14 protein-coding genes are annotated in these 17374 nt (G+C 63.9%); 4 read left to right on the plus strand and 10 right to left on the minus strand.

Annotation, left to right across the window (positions count from 1 at the left end; translation table 11 throughout):
- Positions 1–66: 66 nt before the first annotated feature.
- From AEQU_RS09470 to AEQU_RS09490, 5 genes are all read right to left on the minus strand, one after another.
- A complete protein-coding gene (locus tag AEQU_RS09470; protein WP_022740747.1) occupies positions 67–1074 on the minus strand; it encodes a sensor histidine kinase in 1008 nt (335 codons plus the stop codon).
- A gap of 99 nt (positions 1075–1173) precedes the next feature.
- A complete protein-coding gene (locus AEQU_RS09475) occupies positions 1174–1845 on the minus strand; it encodes a response regulator transcription factor (RefSeq protein WP_022740750.1) in 672 nt (223 codons plus the stop codon).
- A 437-nt stretch (positions 1846–2282) separates the two neighbouring features.
- A complete protein-coding gene (locus AEQU_RS09480; RefSeq protein WP_022740754.1) occupies positions 2283–3737 on the minus strand; it encodes a bifunctional phosphopantothenoylcysteine decarboxylase/phosphopantothenate synthase in 1455 nt (484 codons plus the stop codon).
- Positions 3738–4020: 283 nt separating this feature from the next.
- Complete coding sequence (locus AEQU_RS09485; protein ID WP_022740757.1) at positions 4021–4938, minus strand: 3-phosphoglycerate dehydrogenase; 918 nt, start codon at positions 4936–4938, stop codon at positions 4021–4023.
- 174 nt (positions 4939–5112) lie between these two features.
- The gene (locus tag AEQU_RS09490) at positions 5113–5751 is read right to left on the minus strand and encodes a TetR/AcrR family transcriptional regulator (RefSeq protein ID WP_022740760.1); all 639 of its coding nucleotides are present in this window, start codon (positions 5749–5751) and stop codon (positions 5113–5115) included.
- Between the two features lie 353 nt (positions 5752–6104).
- Here AEQU_RS09490 and AEQU_RS09495 point away from each other — a divergent pair, with 353 nt between their 5' ends.
- Positions 6105–6545, plus strand: coding sequence for an IS1096 element passenger TnpR family protein (locus AEQU_RS09495; protein WP_022740763.1), 441 nt, complete (start codon positions 6105–6107; stop codon positions 6543–6545).
- Here AEQU_RS09495 and AEQU_RS09500 read toward each other — a convergent pair.
- Together AEQU_RS09500 and AEQU_RS09505 are read right to left on the minus strand one after the other, a co-directional pair.
- Positions 6534–7379 carry a hypothetical protein gene (locus tag AEQU_RS09500; RefSeq protein WP_022740766.1) on the minus strand — a complete coding sequence of 282 codons (846 nt, stop codon included), beginning with the start codon at positions 7377–7379 and terminating at the stop codon, positions 6534–6536. The two genes, AEQU_RS09495 and AEQU_RS09500, sit on opposite strands and share 12 nt — an antisense overlap.
- A gap of 10 nt (positions 7380–7389) precedes the next feature.
- Positions 7390–8085, minus strand: a complete 696-nt coding sequence (locus tag AEQU_RS09505; protein ID WP_022740770.1) for a SanA/YdcF family protein — start codon at positions 8083–8085, stop codon at positions 7390–7392.
- Positions 8086–8258: 173 nt separating this feature from the next.
- On the opposite strand from AEQU_RS09505, the gene AEQU_RS09510 reads away from it, so the two are divergent.
- A complete protein-coding gene (locus AEQU_RS09510) occupies positions 8259–11009 on the plus strand; it encodes a PAS domain-containing hybrid sensor histidine kinase/response regulator (RefSeq protein WP_022740774.1) in 2751 nt (916 codons plus the stop codon).
- Between the two features lie 224 nt (positions 11010–11233).
- Here AEQU_RS09510 and leuS read toward each other — a convergent pair whose 3' ends face one another.
- A complete protein-coding gene (gene leuS, locus AEQU_RS09515; RefSeq protein ID WP_022740777.1) occupies positions 11234–13807 on the minus strand; it encodes a leucine--tRNA ligase in 2574 nt (857 codons plus the stop codon).
- Between the two features lie 152 nt (positions 13808–13959).
- A complete protein-coding gene (locus tag AEQU_RS09520) occupies positions 13960–14193 on the minus strand; it encodes a hypothetical protein (RefSeq protein WP_022740781.1) in 234 nt (77 codons plus the stop codon).
- A gap of 83 nt (positions 14194–14276) precedes the next feature.
- Between AEQU_RS09520 and yihA the strand changes: the two genes are divergently transcribed.
- Entirely contained in the window at positions 14277–14861 is a 585-nt protein-coding gene (gene yihA, locus AEQU_RS09525; RefSeq protein ID WP_022740782.1) for a ribosome biogenesis GTP-binding protein YihA/YsxC, read from the plus strand.
- 326 nt (positions 14862–15187) lie between these two features.
- On the opposite strand, the gene AEQU_RS09530 is transcribed toward yihA, so the two are convergent.
- Positions 15188–16177, minus strand: a complete 990-nt coding sequence (locus AEQU_RS09530) for a TDT family transporter (protein ID WP_022740784.1) — start codon at positions 16175–16177, stop codon at positions 15188–15190.
- A gap of 211 nt (positions 16178–16388) precedes the next feature.
- Between AEQU_RS09530 and AEQU_RS09535 the strand changes: the two genes are divergently transcribed.
- Positions 16389–17270, plus strand: coding sequence for a LysR substrate-binding domain-containing protein (locus AEQU_RS09535; protein ID WP_022740788.1), 882 nt, complete (start codon positions 16389–16391; stop codon positions 17268–17270).
- The last annotated feature ends 104 nt before the right edge of the window (positions 17271–17374 follow it).

A 17374-nucleotide genomic window follows, 5' to 3' on the forward strand; every position in this document is an offset into this window, starting at 1 on the left:
ATGCTCGAAATTTGGAACACTAACGGGCCTAATGTCCCAAATTTCGAGCATTAACAGACGCGCCACCTATACCACGAGTTTCGGGAAGGCGATTTCGAAACGGGCGCCGCCGGCGGGGTTGTTGGAGGCACGCAGGGTGCCGCCCTGGGCGGAGACGAGGGCCTGGGCCAACGAGAGCCCGATGCCGAACCCGGCGGGCTGGGCGACGTTCGCTTCCTCCACGGCCCCTCCCCGGTAGAAGCGCTCGAAGATGTGGGGCAGATCCTCCGGGGCGATGCCGGGGCCGGTGTCGGAAACGGCAATAGTGGTGGCCAGGGCGTCCTCGCTCACGGCCACGGTCACCGTGCCACCGGGAGGGGTGTGCTCCATGCAGTTCTTCGCGATGTTCTCCACGGCCTCGGCAGTCCACGGCGCATCGCCCTGGAAGGTGGCGGTCTCGTCCAATTCCAGCACGAGATTCACGTCGCGCAGATCCATGGCGGTGGCCAGAGGCGCCACCGCCCGGCGCGCTACCTCGGCGCCCCGCACCTCGCGCTGCTCCACGTGCATGGCGCCGGCATCCACCTTCGCGATCTTCAGCAGCGTGGTCACGAGCCACGAGACGCGCTCGATCATCGATTCCAGCTCGCGCACGGCGCGTTTGCGCTCGCGGGCATCGTCGGCGCGCTCCACCACGGGCAGCATGAGGGTGATGGCCGTGAGCGGCGTGCGAATCTGGTGGGACACGTCGGCCAGAGAATCGGCCAGCGCGTTGCGCTCGCGGGACAGCTGGTCGCGGGTGCGCGAAAGGCGCGACACCATCTTCGACAGCTCGTTGGCGAGCACCGCCACGTCGCCCTCGCGGCAATTCGAGAAGCCCACCGTGCGGCCCGAATGCAGCACCTCGTCGATCTCCTCGGCAAGTCGGCGAATCTGGCGATGGCGGTACAGCGACACCGCGAGGAACACCGCCAGCAGCACCGCGCCCGTGCCGGCGACCCACGGCTTCGCCTCGCTCGGCGCCGCCCACGCGAGCACGGCCATGAGCGCCACCATGACCGCGCACTGGCGCAACAGCGTCGATGCGGAGCCCACGCTACTCGCCCCCTCGTGCCGCGGCGGCGCACTCCATCAGCCACACGACGCACTCCATCGGCCACACGGCCTCAGACCACCGAACTCGCGCCATCGCCCCTACTCCCCCACCTTGTAGCCAAGACCGCGCACGGTGACGATGAGTTCAGGCTCGGCGGGGTCGGTCTCCACCTTCTCGCGCAGCCGTTTCACATACACGTTCAGGGCGTTGTCCGACACGTACTCCCCGGCGCTGTCCCAAATAGCGTCGCGCAGGTTCTCGCGGGTGACAAGCTTGCCCTTGCGCTGGAGAAAGTACAGCAGCAGGCGGTACTCCAGCGCCGAGAGGAACACCTCGCGGCCGCCCTTGGTCACCGTCGCCGAGGCCACGTCGAGCCTCACGTCGCCGGCGGTGAGCACGTTGGAGGTCGGGGCCGTGCGCCGCAGCGCTCCGCGGATGCGCGAGATGAGCTCGCGGGCGCGGAAGGGCTTGGCGATGTAGTCGACAGCCCCCATGTCCAGCCCCGCCACCGTAGAGTACTCGTCATCGGAGGCAGTGAGGAAGATGACGGGCATATCCGGCGCCGCCTCGCGGGCCGCCGCGCACACGGCGAACCCATTGCCCTGGGCCAGCGTCACGTCCAGAAGCGCGATGTCGAAGTCGTCGGCCGCCAGCGCCGCGCAGGCCCCGTCCTGAGTCGCGCAGGAACGTACGACAAAACCCTCGCCTTCCAAAAGGTCAGTGAGCGCCCGCACGATGGCATGGTCATCCTCAACCAGCAGAATCCGCATGGTGCCCCTTTCCACGTGCACGTCGCCACAATCAGCACCCGAGCCGCTGCGCCCGATGCCCCTTTCTCGTTCGCCACCATGATAGCGTCCTATTATGGGAAACTGTGCCCGAACGGCGAGAAAGCAAGTCTCCTTACGAATTCGTAATTAGCCGCAATGGAGACCCCAATACCTGCGTCATCGAAGCCTACGCCATCTCATCGAAACGCGCACTATTCCTCGCTTCAGAAAAGGCACACCCAATAAGGATGCCATTTTTTTCGAGTTGTTAGAGTTGTCAGCCCTAAAAGCAAGACCATTTCGCCCCTGGCTGCTCTCGGTTTTTGCTCCCATCTCGCAAAACCCCAGGTCACCAAAAGCCTGAACCGGCAGCGTACGACCGCCGCTTCGCGCAAAACTCTAACAACTCGAAATTCTCGTCCAAAACGGCGATGCCTCTATTCCAGATGCGCGGCCACCACTTCCACGAGGCGCTCGGCTACGGCGCGTTTGCTCATGAGGGGCAGAAGCACGTCGTCGCCTTCCGTGACGAGCCACACCTCGTTGTTGTCGGTGCCGAAGGCGAGGCCGTCGCCCACCTGGTTGGCCACAATCATGTCAGCGTTCTTCTTCTTGAGCTTGGCATGGGCGTTCATGAGCACGTCGTTGGTCTCGGCGGCGAAGCCCACCACATACTGATCGGGACGCTTGCCCGCGGCCAGAGTGGCCAGGATGTCGGGGTTCTCCGTGAGAGGTACGTTGGCGAGCGCCGCATCGTCGCGGCCCTTCTTCAGCTTGCGGTCGGCCGGGTTCGCCGGGCGCAGGTCGGCCACAGCGGCGGCGAAGATGGCAGCGTCGGCAGCCGGGAACACGGATGAGGCGGCAGCCAGCATGTCGCGGGCCGTCTTCACGGGCACCACTTCCACGCCATCAGGTGCGGCGAGGGCCACCGGGCCCGACACGAGCACCACCCGCGCGCCGGCAGCCGCAGCGGCCTCGGCGATGGCATAGCCCATCTTGCCCGAGGAGTAATTAGAAATGTAGCGCACCGAGTCGATGGGCTCCACTGTGGGGCCCGCCGTCACAAGCACCGTGCGACCAGCGAGCGCGCCCGCGGGCATGGTGGCCGCGCCATCGGCCACGGCGGCCGGCAGCGGGGTGTCGGGAGCGGCAGCAGTTGGGAGATCCTTCGACTCCGAGCCTTCGGCGCTCTGCTCGGGATAGCACGGGGCGGAAGCGCTTGCGGCAGCGTCCTCAGTGGAAGACGCAGAAGCCGACGCGCGCGCAGCATCGATCTGCTCCATCACGGTCGCGAACGGCACCTCACCGTGCTGCTCACAGGCCTCCCGCAGGGCGTCCAAGCCCACGCGCTCGGCCAACAGGGCCAGCGTCTCGCGCACGATGACAGCGGGATCGGCCAAACGACCGCGACCCACATCGCCGCAGGCCAGATAGCCCGCGCCCCCTTCGATGAAGCGCACGCCCCGGCGGCGCAGCGTGGCCATGTTCTCCTGGGTGGCCGCCGCCTCGTACATATGCACGTTGGCCGCCGGCGCGATGGCCAGCGTCGCCGTGGTCGCCAGGGCCGTCGTGGAAAGCAAGTCGTCGGCAATGCCGCAGGCCACCTTCGCCATTACATTGGCCGTGCACGGCGCGATAAGGAACACGTCGCATTCCTGAGCGAGCGAGATATGGTGGATGGGGTCGGACGGGTCATCGAACAGATCCACCGCCACCTTCTCGTGGGTAAGCGCCCGGAAGGTCACGGGGTCGACGAAGTGCGTGCCGTGCTCGGTCATGACCACCTTCACCCGCACGCCCGCCTTCTGCAGCCCGCGCACGATTTCCCCGGCCTTGTAGGCCGCAATGCACCCGGTCACTCCCACCAATACGCAAGGCCGCTCCACACTCATCGCCCTCTCCTTCCAAGAAGTTTTCCGCCTATTATAGGCGAACCAACTGGCTAATTCGAATCGCATCAGCCAGCGAAGGAGAACGCCCTCTCGGCGACCTCTTATCGCCCTACGGAGAACGCGGCCGTTAAGAAGCAGATTCTACTTCAGCAGCAACGATGTCGGGATGGTACCGACCCATGTGCGTCATCTTCTCTGCTTCTTTTGCCGCATTCGCAGCAGGATCAAGCGATAAGCGGGCGACGAGAGAGCGCTCTACTTCGCCACCCGCATTACCGAGTTGCTACATATTCACGCAGTGGATCTTCTCGCCGCGCTCGAGGTAGGCCATGACTTCCTCGACGGCCATCTTGGCGCAGTTATCCTCGGCCTCGGCGGTGGAGGCGCCCAGATGCGGGATGACGATGGCGCGCTCCATCTTCACGACGGCCGGGTTGGCGAAGTCGGTCACGTACGCCGCCACCTTGCCGGACGCCAGGGCCTCGGCCATGGCGACGTCGTCGACCAGCACATCGCGGGAGAAGTTCAGGAACACGACGCCGTCCTTCATCTGAGCGATGGCGTCGGCGTTGATCATGCCCTTGGTGGCAGGCAGCGCCGGCACGTGGATGGTGATGAAGTCGCTCTCCTTGAGCACCTTCGGCAGGTCGGCGAACTCCACCGTCGGGGAAATCTGCTCGTGCACGGTGATCTCGTCCATGGCCGGATCGTAGCCGATGACCTTCATGCCCAGCGCCTCGGCGGACTGCGCCACCAGCTTGCCGATAGCCCCCAGACCAATGACGCCCAAGGTCTTGCCCAGAATCTCGCCGCCCGCGAACTGCTTCTTGGCCTTCTCGGCGGCCTTGCCCACGTTCTCGTCGTCGGCGTTGTCGCGCACCCACGCCACGCCGCCGATGATGTCGCGGCTCGCCAGCAGCATGCCGGCCAGCACAAGCTCCTTCACGGCGTTGGCATTGGCGCCCGGCGTGTTGAAGACGGCGATACCGGCCTCGGCGAACTTGTCCAGCGGGATGTTGTTCACGCCAGCGCCGGCGCGGGCCACGGCCTTCAGGTTCGCGGGCACTTCCATCTCGTGCATGTCGGCGGAGCGCACGAGGATGGCGTCGGCCTCGTCGATGTTCTCGGTGACCTCATAGTTGTCGGTGAGCAGGGCCAGGCCCTCAGGAGAGATGTTGTTCAGGCAGTAGATCTTGTACACGAAAAGCTCCTTTCAGTAGGCACCCCCAGCATACCGCGAACTTTAGCGCGCTAAAGCAACAGTTGCGCTGACGGAGAAAAAGCGGTTTCGTGCGGCGGCGGGCAAGGGTCGGCGGCGCACGCGGGTGGCGGCGCACGCGGGTGGCGGCGCAAGGACGGCAGAAGCCCCGGCCCCCTACGCGTTGGCGTGGTGCACGTAGTCGCAAATGCGCACGGTAAGCGAGCGCTCCGCCGCCGCAAACGCCTCGGCGCAGTCGCAGCCTTCCTCGGCGCGCTGTTCGGCCTCGCGGATGTAGTGCAGCGTCGTCGTGAGCACCATGCCCACCACGGCCACCGCCTCGAACGCCGCATCGATATCGCCGCGAATGCTGCCCTCGCGCTGCCCGCGCTCGATCTGCCCGCGCAGCACCGCCAGCAGGCGCTCCTCCAAAGCGCGCATCGGCTCGGACCATTCGCGCCCGCGCCGCCACAACTCCGACACGAGGATGCGCCCGAATCCGGCGTTGCGGAAAATAGTCGCGGCGAAAGAATCCATCATGGCCGTAAGGGCTTCCACGGCCGAAGGGGCCTTACCAGCGATAGCCACAAAGTCGTCGACGATCTCGCCAATGCCCTCCACGAGGATGCAGGTGGCGATATCGGCCTTGCTGGAGAAGTGGTAGTAGGCCACGCCCTTCGAAACGCCCGCCACCTCCACGATGCGCTCCACCGTCGTGTCGGCGTAGCCGCGTTCGGAAATGACCTCGATCGCCGCATCCAGCAATTGGCGCCGGGTGGCGTCCGCCTTGCTCGTTCTCCCCTTCTGCTGGGCCATGCCCCACCTTCCCGCCCGCGCAACCGACAATGCCGCGTGCAAAACGCCTCGACCGGCTCCGCGCCGTCGGGCAACCACTCATTTTGGTCATCGCAGCGCAGCTGCGGCCATTAATCTCTCATCAACGAGGAGAGACGCTGCTGCGATGATAATACCGGGCTCCCGCAAGACCGGGCGCCCCGGCGAAAGACTCACCAAATCCCTTGAATTCCTGACTTATTTACTTAGTGTAAATAGACACCTTATCCCTGCTTGAAGCTACTTTTTCGGCCAATTTCAACCATTTGATTTCCCTTAGGGAAAACTCCTGTTACAATGCCCCCGTCATGAGGAGGACGAGAAAGGCTCGAGTCGTGACCGCCAAGATCATCGAATTTCCCGGCCAATGGTGGCGCGCGCCCGAAGCGACCCCGCGCGAGGGGGTCTTTTCGAATGCTGCGCTCACCCTCGTTATCGGGCCGGCGGACGACTCCTCCCCGCAGTGCAGCGCCTTCATGAGCGCCGACGAGACCCTTGCCGACCTGCATCGGCTCATCATCCAGCACTTCGGGTGGGACGACGCCCACAACTACTTCTTCAGCCAGGGCTGCGACCGCTACGAGGATCCGTTGCTGTTCGCCACCCAAGATCGCGTCTCGGCCCGCTGCCGCCGCATCTACTGCGCCGCCGACGTGCCGCTGAGCCGCGTGTTCAATCGTCCAGAGGCGCCGCTCTACTATACCTACGCGCTGCCGAATGGCCGCGAACTGAAAATCGTCCTCGACGACACCGTCGCCTTGAAGCTATTCGGCTGAACCGCCCCGCAGCGCCTCGTCGCGCAGCGGCTCCGACGTTCCCGTGCGCTTAAACGCGTGCTTGCCGGCCAGCAGCGGCGGAGCCTTCCGCACCCAAATGGAACCGAGGCGCAAGCCCAGCAGGCGGGCGCGCGACCGAATGGCCTCGGAGTACGCCTCCACGATCGGCTTCGTCTGCGCCACGTCATCCACGTAAAGAAGCAGCCGATAGCGCTTCTCCCCCTGTCGCTTGCCATCCCGAACCGCCGTCTCGCCAGTTGGTCCCGCGGCGAACATCTCCCGCACCGAGGCACCGCGAACCTTCTCGAGAAGAGCCCAGGCCAGCTCGGTGTCCTCGAAGACGAGAAACACGGCCCGCTTCACGATATCCAAGGCCCGCGCCTCGTCCTGGTACTTGAGCCCGTCACGGTTGCCGGGAACGCAGGCGCTCTCCCCTTCCTCCCACAATTCCGGAAACAGCCGCCGCTGGCGCATATCCCATTTCGCAGGGAAGAAGCGCAGCTCGTTGACGGCGAAACCCTCTTGCTCCAAGTTCATGAGCAGTACCGACTGCCAGGCGTCCACCTCGGTGCGCGCCATGGCGTCGTCCAGGTACATGCCGAAGACCCACCAGTCCTTATGGCGGTCGGGCCCTTTGCGGGGGCGCTCGTCCTTGGCGATGTAGATGCCGTTGGTGTGCATGAGGACGAACCGCCCCACATCCGGGCGCAAACGCCACGTGCGCTCCACGGCGGCGCGGAAGCGATCCTTATTCCGCGAGCGCTTGAGAGCTGCGGCGGCTTCAGGACCCCAACTGGCAATGGTTCGGTCCAGTTCAGTGCCTAGCGTCTGCACAAGCGCCCCCTCACGTCAGATCTCCGGAATCGTTCAGCGATACCGCCTCGCCGGCCGTGTCCACGGGCAGGCGCAAAAGCGCCGCGTAGAAGTCCTTCGTGCGGGCGAGCACCTCGCGGATGCTGTAAGCCCGCTGGTTATCGTAGGCCCCCTTGTCGCAGGGCACGCCCCACGCCTGCATGCCCAGACAATCGGCAGCGAACATGGCGCGATACAGATGGTAGGCCTGGGTGGCCACGATGATGCGGTCCGCCCCGAACACGTGCCGCGCCCGCCACATCGACTCGTAGGTGGTGTTGCCCGCATGGTCTACGTACACGTCCTCGCTCGGCACGCCCAATTCAACGCAGTACGCCTTCATAGCATCGGACTCGTTATAGTGGGAGGTGCGGTTGTCGCCGCTGACGATGATGGCCCGGGCCGCACCGCTCTTGTACAAGTCGCAGGCCACTTCCAGCCGATCGGCCAAAATGTCGCTCGGCGTGCCGTCGGCGTACACGCTGGCCCCCAGCACCACCACGGCATCGGCGGCATCGCCGGCCAGGACCGTCGCCGCGCCTTCCACGGTAACTACCCGATCGCGCGTCGTGGCCACGGTGACCACGTTGGCCACGCCCACGATGAGCACCGCCAGCGCGCAGACGGCCAGCAGCACGCGAGCGCACCAGCGCCACCAGGGCACGGGTCGGGCGTTGTCGCGGGCCACAGGCCACCTCCTTCGTAGCATCGGAAAAGCGGGGTACACTATAGCAAAAATTCAAACTTGTCCAGTGGTGCGGGAAGTCATCCCTGATAAAGTTGGTATACTACACAAGTTGAGAAACCGTTTCCTCGTTGTTACGGCAACGACACGTTGAGCAACTCCAAAGGACGCGCGCCATGTACCATTGCCCGGTGACTTTCTATCTCGTGGGCCTGCCCGACGAGATCGCACGCATTATCGAAGATGCGCAGCCGCAGCCAAGCTTTACGCACCATTTCACGCGCAGCGATGAGCCCGAAGAGGCGCTCACCGCCCAGGCCAGCGCCATTTTCGCCGATGCCACGGGCCACGATGCCGCCGCCTGGGCCCGCGTCTTCGCCGCTCACCGGCAGGCCACCACAACGGTCACCCTCATCGTCACCCACGACCAAGTGCCCGCCGTCGAGCCCTACTTCAACGACATCGCCGACCTGTGGATCGCGCCCTTGAGCGCCGCCGAGGCATCCTGGCGCTTCAACCATTGGCAGCGCGCCTGCAAGCGCTACGCCGACTCCTGGGAGACAAGCCAGTATTTGGAAGCCACCATCAACTCTATTCCGTCGCTTGTATGGTACAAGTCCAAGGACGGCATCCACCACAAGGTCAACGACGCCTTCTGCGCCACGGTGAACAAGACCAAAGAACAGGTGCAGGGCCGCGGGCACGCCTACATCTGGGACGTGGAAGCCGACGATCCCGCCTGCATTGAATCGGAGCGCCGGGTCATGGCCGCCAAGTCCACCATCGTCTCGGAGGAGACCGTGCAGACCAGCGACGGCACGCGCCTGCTCACCACGTACAAGTCGCCCCTCTACAACATCGACGGCTCGGTCATGGGCACCGTCGGCGTGGGCATCGACGTCACCCAGGAACGCGCCTACGAGGACGAGATCGTCGAGAAGAACCGCACCATGGAAACCATTTTCACCACCATGGACTGCGGCGTCATCACCCATTCGCTCGACGGCACGCGCCTGCTCGGCATCAACCAGGCGGCCCTGGACATTTTGGGCTACGATTCGGCGGAAGACCTCATGGCCGCCGGCTTCGACATGGTGGCCCCCTCGGTCGTCGACGAGGACGCCGGGAAGATGCGCGAATCAATCGCCACTCTGAAAAACGTCGGCGACTCGGTGAGCACCGAGTACCGCGTGCGCCACGACAACGGCGACATCGTGCACGTCATGGGCAACGTGAAGCTCATCGAAAGCGATGGCGAGCTGCTCTTGCAGCGCTACCTGCTCGATTACACGGACAAGAAAAAGGAAGAAGTGCGCAAGGAGCGCCGCCAGCGCGATCTCATCCAGGCGCTTTCCGAGGACTACCTGCTCGTGTGCTCCTTCAGCCTGGACACCAAAGCGGGCGAGGCCCTGCGCGTCAGCGGCGACAGGCTTCGCAAGCTGGACGAGCTGTTCGCCGGCGAGCTCAATCTCGACAGCTGCCTCGGCGGATACATCAATGAAGCTGTCGTGGAAGAGGACCAGGCCATGCTGCGCGACGCGCTTTCGGCGGAAAGCCTCATCACGCGCCTGACCGACGAGAGCCGTATCCATGTGAACTATCGCATCAACCACGGCGACGTTACGGAGTACTGCCAGGCCACCGTCGTGCGCGGCGGCGATTGGCCCCAAGCCCACAACATGGTGCTGGGCCTGCGCAGCGTCGACGTGCAGACCCGCGAGGAGATGAAGAAGAAGGCCCTGTTGGAAGAGGCACTGACCCAGGCCAACAAGGCCAACGCCGCCAAGAGCGCCTTCCTCTCGAACATGTCCCACGACATCCGCACGCCCATGAACGCCATCGTGGGCTTCACCACTCTGGCTGCCAGCCGCCTCGATCAGCCGGAGAAAGTGGAGGAGTACCTGAACAAGATCAAGTCCTCCAGCACGCATCTCTTGAGCCTCATCAACGACATTCTGGACATGAGCCATATCGAGAGCGGCAAGGTCTCGCTGGACGAGCAGCCCTACAACCTCGTCGATCTTCTGGACGATCTCTACAGCATCATTCAGGCCGAGACGAGCGCGCGGCAACTGTACTTCTCCATCAATACCGAGAGCGTCCGCCACACCGAGGTGCGCTGCGACAAGCTGCGCATCAACCAGATTCTCTTGAACTTGCTGGGCAACGCCCTGAAGTTCACGAATCCCGGCGGATTCATCAAGGTGACGCTGGACGAGCTGCCCGGCGCGCCAGTCGGCTACGGGCGCTACCGCTTCACCGTGTCGGACACGGGCATTGGCATGAGCCCCGAATTCGTCGAGCACATCTTCGACCCCTTCGAGCGCGAGCGCACCTCCACCATCAGCGGCATCCAGGGCACGGGGCTCGGCATGGCCATCACGAAGAATCTCGTGGACATGATGCACGGCACTATTTCCGTGAAGAGCACCCAGGGCAAGGGCACCTCGTTCACCGTTGAGCTGACCTTGCAGCTGGCGTGCGAGGGCGCGACCGCAGCGGCCCAAGAGGCCAAGACCCAGCACGTCGACCCGAGCCACCGGCTGCGCCACAGCCGCATCCTGCTCGTGGACGACAACGACCTGAACCGCGAGATCGCCATCACCCTTCTGGAGGACGAGGGCTTCACCGTGGAATACGCCGTGAACGGCTGCGAGGCGGTGGAGAAGATCATGGACGCACCATCGGGGCACTACCAGCTGGTGCTCATGGACGTGCAGATGCCGGTCATGAACGGCTACGAGGCCACCAAGGCCATCCGTCGCCTAAACGATCCGACCCGAGCGCAAGTGCCTATCCTCGCCATGACCGCGGACGCCTTTGAAGAGGATCGCCAGAAGGCCCTGCGCAGCGGCATGAACGGCCACCTCACCAAGCCCGTCGAAATCGACAAGCTCTTCGAAGCTTTGGACGAACTGCTCAGCTAGCATCGCTCGCTGCGGGAGGGCGGACCCGCTCGCAGGCCTCTGCGCGCCCTGCGGAGAACGCCGTTAGTTAAAGAAATAGCCCCACGTCAGCAGCAAGCGTGCTGGGATGGGGCTATCTTTTGTGCGTTCCTTCCGCTATTTCCTTTAACGGCGTTCGCAGCAGGATAAAGCACCAAGCGGGCTGCGAGCGGGTTCGTCCTCCCGCAGCCCACAAGAAGTCGCAGCTACACCGCGACGATGTTCACCAGACGGCCGGGGACGTAGACTTCCTTCTTCACCGTCTTGCCCTCAAGGGCGGCGGCCACGGCCTCGCGAGCGGCGGCGAGCACCTCGGGCTCCGGAGCGTCGGCGGCCACGGTCACGCGGCCCTTGATCTTGCCGCAGATCTGCACGGCCAGCTCCACCTCGTCGGCGCGGGCCTGATCGGGGTCGTATTCCGGCCACGGCTGGTCGTAGACGAATCCCTCGCGGCCCAGCGCCTCGCGCCACAGCTCGTCGGCCAGATGGGGCGTGAACGGCGCCACGAGCTTCACCAGCACCTCGGCCACTTCCGCGTCGAGCGCGCGATGGTCTTCGCAGGCGGCGCGATCCTCGGGGCTGAACGCACGCAGGTACTCGCCGGCGGCATTCGACAGCTCCATGATGGCGGCGATGGCGGTGTTGAAGTTGTTGCGCTCGATGTCGGCCGACACCTTCTCCACCACGCGATGGCGCTCGCGAATGAGCTTCTTCGCCGCGGCCACGGCCGCCTCGTCAGCTGGCTTCTGCGCGAACAGCGTCTCGTCGCCGGCCTTGCCGCACAAGTCGTGCACCTGGCGCCACAGACGGTTCAGGAACTTGTACATGCCCGGCAGGCCGTCCTCGTTCCACAGCTTCTCCTTCTCGGGCGGCCCCAAGAACAAGATGTAGGCGCGCACGGCGTCGGCGCCGTATTCGGCGATCATCTCCTCCGGCGAGACCACGTTGCCCTTCGACTTGCTCATCACATCGCCGTGGGCGTCGAGCACCATGCCCTGGCACAACAGGTTCGTGAAGGGCTCGTCGAAGTCGAGCAGGCCGCAGTCGCGCAGCACCTTGGTAAAGAAGCGGCTGTAGAGCAGGTGCAGGATGGCGTGCTCGATGCCGCCGATGTACTGGTCGACGGGCATCCAGGCGTTGGTCTTCTCCGGATCGAAGGGCGCGTGCACGTTGTGCGGGTCGGTGTAGCGCATGTAGTACCAGCTGGAGCACGTGAAGGTGTCCATGGTGTCGGTCTCGCGCTTGGCCGGGCCGCCGCATACGGGGCAAGTGGTGTTCACGAACCCGGCATGGGTGGCCAGCGTCTCGCCGGCAGCCAGGTCGATGTCCTCGGGCAGGCGCACGGGCAGATCTTCCTCGGGCACGGGCACCACGCCGCACTTCTCGCAGTGGATAGCGGGGATGGGGTTGCCCCAGTAGCGCTGGCGGCTGATAAGCCAGTCGCGCAGGCGAAACTCCACGGTGCGCTTGCCGCGGCCCATTTCTTCCAGCGCGGCCACGATGGCGGCCTCGCCCTCGGAGTGCTTACCGCCGGTCATGCCCGTGTAGGGGCCGGACTGCACGAGCATGCCCTCAGCGGCGTAGGCCTCCGGCCAGTCGACCGTGGTCACCACGCGGCCCTGCTCGTCCTTGAGCTGCGGGTACAGCGGGTCGTCCTCGGGCAGAATGATGGGGATGATGGGCAGATCGTACTTGCGGGCGAACTCGAAATCTCGCTGGTCGCCGCAGGGCACGGCCATGACGGCGCCGGTGCCGTAGTCGGCCACGATGTAGTCGCCCACCCACACGGGCACCTTCTCGCCGTTGATGGGATTCACCACGTAGCGGCCCGTGAACGCGCCGTGCTTCTCGTGGTCGCCCTGGGCGCGTTGGACGGCGGTCACCTTCTTGGCCGCCTCAACCAGCTCCATGACCGACGCCTCGTATTCGGTGCCTTCCACGAGGCCGCGGAGCAGCTTGCTTTCCGGCGCCAGCAAGAAGAAGCTGCAGCCGAACAGCGTGTCGGCACGGGTAGTGAACACGGTGATAATATCGTCTTCCGTGGGCTCGGCCGGCGCGTTGCCGTCGCGGTCGCACAGGATGAAGTCCACGTTGGCGCCCTCGGAGCGGCCGATCCAGTTGGCCTGCTGCTGCTTCACGCGCTCGGGCCAGCCTTCCAGCTGATCCAGGTCGTCCAGCAGCTCCTGGGCGTAGTCGGTAATCTTGTAGTACCACTGGGTGAGATCGCGCTTCTCCACCTCGGAGTCGCATCGCCAGCAGCGACCCTCGATGACCTGCTCGTTGGCGAGCACGGTGCCGCAGCTCGGACACCAGTTCACCGGCGAGTTGCGACGCTCCACGAGACCGCGCTCCCAGAACTTCAGGAAGATCCACTGGCCCCAGCGGTAGTACTCCGGATCGCACGCCACCACCTTGCGATCCCAGTCGTAGGAAAAACCCATGCGGGAGAAGCTCTTCTTCTGGGTCTCGATGTTCTCGTAGGTCCAGATGGCCGGATGGCTGTGATGCTTGATGGCAGCGTTCTCCGCTGGCAGACCGAAGGCGTCCCAGCCCATGGGATGCAGCACGTCGAAGCCCTGCATCTTGGAGTAGCGGGCCACCACGTCGCCATAGGTGTAGTTGCTCGCATGCCCCATGTGCATGTCGCCGGAGGGATACGGGAACATCTCCAGGACATACTTCTTGGGCGCATCGGAATTCTCCGGCACCGTGTACAGCCCGGCCTCTTCCCAGGCCAACTGCAAACGGGGCTCGATCTCATGGGGGTTGTAGGCTTTCATGGCACTCCCTCGAAAACGTGGCTTTCGACCGCGCGCATTCCCCGCGGCCGTGAGTTGATTTCCCCATTATAGCCATGATGCGCTCTTGGAAAAGGGGCGCCAGCGCTCGACCGCGCCCCTCACGGGACAGACGGCGGCTATACGTTCCGCCCCTAGCGCACCCGGCGCAGAGAAGCGCCGCAGTTCCAGCAGGTCTCCCGGGAACCGTCGTTGTCGGCAGCGCACACGGCACAGGTGCGGCGCCCCAGCGGCACCTCCTCGGGCACGGCCCCCGGCAGGGGTACGTCGGCCTCCTCATCGGCCAAGCGCGCCATGGCGGCGCGAATGCCCTGCACGCCCGTGATGTGCGCCACTTCCAGCGCATCTTTCCTATGATTTGCCGTCATTTCCGCGCCCCTTCGCCCTTCGATCGTCCAATTCAAGTACCATGATAGCGAAATACCGCGATCCCCTCCGCGAAGGAGCACCCATGAACTTCCACAACGCATCGTTTAAAGCCGCTTACGGCACCTCGGAGCAGCTGCCAGCATCCACAGGTCCCGAGGTTTCCTTTGCGGGACGCTCGAACGTGGGTAAGTCGTCGTTGCTCAACAAGCTCATGTACCGCAAGGGCCTGGCGAAGGTGTCGTCCACGCCGGGCAAGACGGCCACCATCAACTTCTACGATGTGGACGGCCACGATCTCGTGGATCTGCCTGGCTACGGGTACGCGAAAGTGTCGAAAGCAGAAAAGGGCCGGTGGAGTGAGCTCATCGAGGGCTACTACAATCAAGATCGTGACTTCGCACTCGTGGTGTCGCTCATCGACATCCGCCACGAGCCCTCGGCGCTCGACCGCAACATGGTTCAGTTTCTCATGGACGCCGAGCTGCCCTTCGCCATCGCGCTGACCAAAGCGGATAAGCTGTCGAAGCAGCAGCAGATGAAGCAGCGCGCCGCCATCAAGAAGGCGCTCAAGCTGCCAGGCGGCGTGCCCATGGTGGTGACGTCGTCGGAGAAGGGCGACGGCATCGACGAGCTGCGCGCCCTCATCAACCGCGCCATCGAGAGATAAGGGCCGCAAGCCCTGAGACGCGTCGCAAGCTCCGAGGCGTACCGCAAGCTCCGAGGCGTACCGCAAGCTGAAAGCTCATCCCCCATGGAGCACAATATGGCGGGATTTCCCGATTTCCACCTCGTGAGGTATGCATTAGCGTGGCAATCGGGAAATCGCGGCGATGCCGAAGGCGCTGCCGATGGAAATCGGGAAATCCCGCCACAAACGAGACTCCCCTCCAAAAAGGAGAGCGCCCCAGTGGAGGACCGGGGCGCTGAGGAGAGGAGGGGCCGTCGTTGGCCAGAGCAGAACGTCGGGCCGGCGAGGCGATAGGTGTTCAAGCGTTATTCGGTGACCTCGACAGTGAGAGCCGCAGGAACCTCGGGACGCGTCTTCGGGGCCTTGGCCGCCTTCGGCGTACCGAAGAAGAACTTCATGAAGTGCACGAAGACGTAGGCGACCATCACGGCGGCGAACAGCGTCTCCACGGCGATGAGGGCCTCGATCGCCGGGAGCGCCGGAATGGAGTAGCCGGCAGCGTAGAGAGCCTGCACGCCCTTGCCGAGCGCCATCGCGGAGATGACGAAGGGGAAGGTCATGGCTGCGTAGCTCGGATAGAACTGCAGGGCGAGGAACTTCGGCACCCGGGTGACGACGCCGATGAGCATCAGCTGGCCGAGGCCCATGAGCACGGCCACGAACACCAGGTTCGGATCAGGCATAACCGACAGATATCCCATCAGCGACAGACCCATAGGAGCAGCATAGATGCAGAACAGCGGGCGAGCGCCTTCGGGGATCTCATGCTTGATGTAGCGCATCGTCACCACGGCGAGCAGCACGAGGTAGCAGGCAAAGCCGAACCAGAAAATGCCCTGGCCGAAGGCCTCGGCGCCGAAGACGGGAGACGTTACAGCCGCCACGATGATGCCCACGTAGCAAATGAAGTACGTAGGAAAGACCTCGGTGAGCTTGAAACGGCGGATATAGTACAGGGTAAACCACGTCATCAGCACGAAATGCCCCGCCACCGCCGAGCACCACAGCCCGAAAGCCGGCACGATAGCCACGGGAGCCAAGTATCCGGCCAGCTGCATCAGCGTCATGAAGAACGTGGCAGAAACACTTGCGAAAACGGAGTTCTTCATGTCCTCGCGAAGCATGGAGGGGAACATGATCAGCTTGGCGACGAGCATAGCCACCAAGAAGAGAGACAACGCCCCGCAAGCAATGTGGGCGATCTCGGCATAGGGTTGAAGCAAGTTGCCCAAAGCGGCCAGGCCCAAGGCCACGCCCGCTGTGGGGATGGGTACTTTCTTGATAATGTCGCGCATAGAGCACCTTTCGTCGGGGCCTTTGGAGCCGGAAATGTCTCGACCACGAATCGCCGGAGATAACGCAACGACCCGCAGGAGTAGGATGGCTTTATTATGCGCGGTTTCTTACCAAAAGAAAACTTATATATCATTATGTAGCCATTAGAGAAGTTTATTGATATGCTACCCGAGTCCCTAAGGAACCACCGCACCCATCGAAGGAGACGCAATGCAGGACTTTCGCGTAAAGACGTTCCTCACCGTGTGCCGCACTCTGAACTACACCCGAGCCGCCGAGGAGCTGGCGCTCACCCAGCCGGCCGTCTCCCAGCACATCACATACCTGGAGCGCGAGTACGGCGCGAAGCTGTTCACCTACCATCGCAAAAAGCTGGAGCTGACACCGGCGGGGCGCGTCCTGCGCGACGGGCTAGCGACCATGGCCCACGACGACGTGCTACTGCACGAGCGCATCGAGGAGGTGGCCCATGGCGCCACGGTCAAGCTGCGCATCGGCATGACGCTGACCGCCGGCGAGTACGTGGTGGCCCGGCCCCTCGCCCGCTGTCTGGGCGCCCGACCCGACATTCAGGTCACCGTGCGCTCGGGCGGAACCCAGCACCTGATGGAGCTCCTCGACGCGGGAACCATCGATTGCGCCTTCGTGGAAGGGCTCTTCGACAAGGCCCGCTATGCCTCACGCCCCTTCTCGTCCGAGCGTTTGGTGCCCATTTGCGCGGCCGAGCATCGCTTCCCGCGTACGCCACGCACCCTGGAAGACCTCTTGGGCGAACGACTCATTCTGCGCGAGGAGGGCAGCGGCAGCCGCAACGTGCTTGTCCACGCGCTCGCTCAGCGCAATCTCTCGCCTGCCTCCTTCGCCGATCATTTCGTCGTGGAAAGCCTCGATATCATCAAGATATTCGTCCAGACCGATCTTGGGATTTCCTTCGTCTACGAGGCCGCCGTGCAGCGGGAGGTGCAAGAGGGCACGCTGCGCGTTATCCCCCTCTCCGATGCGGGCATCTTTCACGACATCAGCTTCATTTACCTGCGCGACAGCATCTACGAGCAGGATATGGAAAACCTCTTCGCCGCTTTGAGCGCCTAGGGGCGCCGGGGCGCGATGCTCGCAGGCCGATCATTCGAAGCCGCGTCAATCTGGCAAGTTTTCTTCGGAATTCGACACCTATCATTTTATCTCAGCAATTGGCA

The sequence above is a fragment of the Adlercreutzia equolifaciens DSM 19450 genome (assembly GCF_000478885.1).
GTDB lineage: Bacteria > Actinomycetota > Coriobacteriia > Coriobacteriales > Eggerthellaceae > Adlercreutzia > Adlercreutzia equolifaciens.

Bases quoted from the DNA above. Each gene is read 5' to 3' on its own strand.
- AEQU_RS09475 (WP_022740750.1), bottom strand. From the start codon at position 1,845: ATGCGGATTCTGCTGGTTGAGGATGACCATGCCATCGTGCGGGCGCTC.
- AEQU_RS09480 (WP_022740754.1), bottom strand. From the start codon at position 3,737: ATGAGTGTGGAGCGGCCTTGCGTATTGGTGGGAGTGACCGGGTGCATT.
- AEQU_RS09490 (WP_022740760.1), bottom strand. From the start codon at position 5,751: ATGGCCCAGCAGAAGGGGAGAACGAGCAAGGCGGACGCCACCCGGCGC.
- AEQU_RS09510 (WP_022740774.1), top strand. From the start codon at position 8,259: ATGTACCATTGCCCGGTGACTTTCTATCTCGTGGGCCTGCCCGACGAG.
- leuS (WP_022740777.1), bottom strand. From the start codon at position 13,807: ATGAAAGCCTACAACCCCCATGAGATCGAGCCCCGTTTGCAGTTGGCC.
- AEQU_RS09520 (WP_022740781.1), bottom strand. From the start codon at position 14,193: ATGACGGCAAATCATAGGAAAGATGCGCTGGAAGTGGCGCACATCACG.
- yihA (WP_022740782.1), top strand. From the start codon at position 14,277: ATGAACTTCCACAACGCATCGTTTAAAGCCGCTTACGGCACCTCGGAG.
- AEQU_RS09530 (WP_022740784.1), bottom strand. From the start codon at position 16,177: ATGCGCGACATTATCAAGAAAGTACCCATCCCCACAGCGGGCGTGGCC.
- AEQU_RS09535 (WP_022740788.1), top strand. From the start codon at position 16,389: ATGCAGGACTTTCGCGTAAAGACGTTCCTCACCGTGTGCCGCACTCTG.